This is a genomic window from Nonomuraea antri (assembly GCF_013283785.1).
Lineage (GTDB): Bacteria > Actinomycetota > Actinomycetes > Streptosporangiales > Streptosporangiaceae > Nonomuraea > Nonomuraea antri.
On the sequence record NZ_JABCPZ010000496.1, the window covers coordinates 1 to 2,015 of the forward strand.

Sequence of the window (2,015 nt, forward strand, 5' to 3'; positions counted from 1 at the left end):
CCCGCATCCGGGTGATTCCCGGAGACACACCGAGCACGGACACACTTCCGCAGACACTCACCGCTTAACCTGCAGAAACAGGATCACACGGAGATCGATTCATACACCACGTCCGTGGACGTGACCGGGCACTCCGCCTTGTTCGCCACAGCACCCGGGTCCGCTCCTGCCTGCGGCCGAGGATCCCCACGCCGAACGAACACACTCGACAGCCTGCCTAGGGCAAGGAAATGCCGGGCATGCCAACAAGCCGCCCGCCCAACGAACGTATAGCGGCTGAACCCCGGTACCTCAGGGTTGTCATGGCGTCCGCCATGGTCATGCGTCCAACGGCACCCCGAGGACACCCGCCTCAAACCATCGAGCCCCGAACCGCAGTTGCCGAACCGCCGGACCGTTGAACCGTCAGCCCTTCGAGCCGAGCAGCCAGGCACTCGAACCACAAACCGCCTGGACGGTACGACAACATCCAGACCGCAGCTTCAACGGCCGGACCACAAGACAGGACAGACCACAAGACAGGACAGACCACAAGACAGGACAGACGCCCGAACGGAACGGGCGCCCGTACTTCAGCCGGCACAACGACGTCCGAACCACAGACGGACGGACATCATGACGTCCTAGACATAGACAGCCACAGTCAGACGGGTGACATGACGTCCTGGACACCTACCAGCTAGCGGCCCGACAACATTCCGTCCGGACTACAGGCGGCGCAGGACCGCGACGACCTTGCCCAGGACGCTGGCCTCGTCACCGGGAATCGGGTCGTAGTTGGAGTTGTGAGGGACCAGCCAGACATGGCCGTCCTTGCGCTTGAACGTCTTGACCGTGGCCTCGCCGTCGATCATGGCCGCCACGATGTCGCCGCTCTCCGCGACCGGCTGCTGCCGGACGACCACCCAGTCGCCGTCGGCGATCGCGGCCTCGATCATCGAGTCACCCGCGACCTGCAGAAGGAACAGCGTGCCCTCACCGACGAGCTGCTTGGGCAGGGCGAAGACGTCTTCCACACTTTCCTCGGCCAGGATCGGGCCACCTGCGGCGATGCGGCCGACGAGCGGCACGTACGCGGCGGTGGGCCTGCTCACCGTCGAGTCCTCCTGGGCGCCGTCAGGATCGACCCAGAGAACCGGCTCGCCGGGCAGGCGGACCTCAAGCGCGCGCGGGCGGTGCGGGTCGCGCCGCAAGTAGCCCTTGCGCTGCAGCGCCGTCAACTGGTGCGACACGCTGGACGTGCTCGTCAACTGCACGGCCTCGCCGATCTCACGCATGGACGGCGGATACCCGCGCTGTTGCACGGAATCGCGGATCACCTCGAGGATCTTGCGCTGCCGTGGGGTCAGCCCCAGGGAGTCGCGCCGGCGCACTGCGAGGTCGCTGACCCCGTTTGCGTCATCTCGCTCGCTCATGCTCTGCCTCCTCGCCCGGCGGCCCGCCTCACCGGCGCACCTCCCGGTCCGTGGTCCTGATGTCGCACACAGCGACCGTATCGCTGTTGAAGATCATCTTCAAACAATTGTTCGAGTCTTCCTCGAAATTGTCGCCAGCGTGGTGTACAACATCGTACGGGAGTTCGATCGACACCGTGTTCGATTTGCTGATCTTATTTGGCCCTTTCTCGGGGCACACGGCGAGAGGTTTCACCATGCGAACGACCACCATCACCGACGCGACCAGCGAAGACGTCAGAAGGCTCACCCTCATCGCCGACGCCGCCCAGGGCAACGATCGACGGGGAGACAATACGCGGCCCGAGACGCGCACTTACCCCGATTCCGGCAAGAGGTTGGGCTCCGGATCGGCTTCCGGAGAAACGCGAGGGGATCCGTCCCTGTCCGTCCCGACTTCGCCTCATGACGGGACGCGAGGAGGCGAACACGCCCCGGGCCCGGCGCCCCGATCCCGTACGAGACGGGCGCCAGAGGCCCCCGCGGGAGGCGCACGGGGGGCTGGTGCGGGAGGCGCACCGGGGAGTCGTGCGGAAGAAGGGTGGCTGGAGGTTCGTGTGG

2 protein-coding genes are annotated in these 2,015 nt (G+C 65.8%); both read right to left on the bottom strand.

What is annotated here, in order from left to right:
• Positions 1 to 707 precede the first annotated feature (707 nt).
• Positions 708 to 1,415 carry a transcriptional repressor LexA gene (gene lexA / locus HII36_RS54860; RefSeq protein ID WP_217371146.1) on the bottom strand — a complete coding sequence of 236 codons (708 nt, stop codon included), beginning with the start codon at positions 1,413 to 1,415 and terminating at the stop codon, positions 708 to 710.
• A 28-nt stretch (positions 1,416 to 1,443) separates the two neighbouring features.
• Positions 1,444 to 1,704 (bottom strand): hypothetical protein, encoded by a 261-nt coding sequence (locus HII36_RS54865; RefSeq protein WP_173531330.1) that lies wholly within the window; start codon positions 1,702 to 1,704, stop codon positions 1,444 to 1,446.
• Positions 1,705 to 2,015 lie beyond the last annotated feature (311 nt).

Excerpts from the sequence above, each read along its gene's own strand:
- lexA (WP_217371146.1), bottom strand. The coding sequence starts at position 1,415 with ATGAGCGAGCGAGATGACGCAAACGGGGTCAGCGACCTCGCAGTGCGC.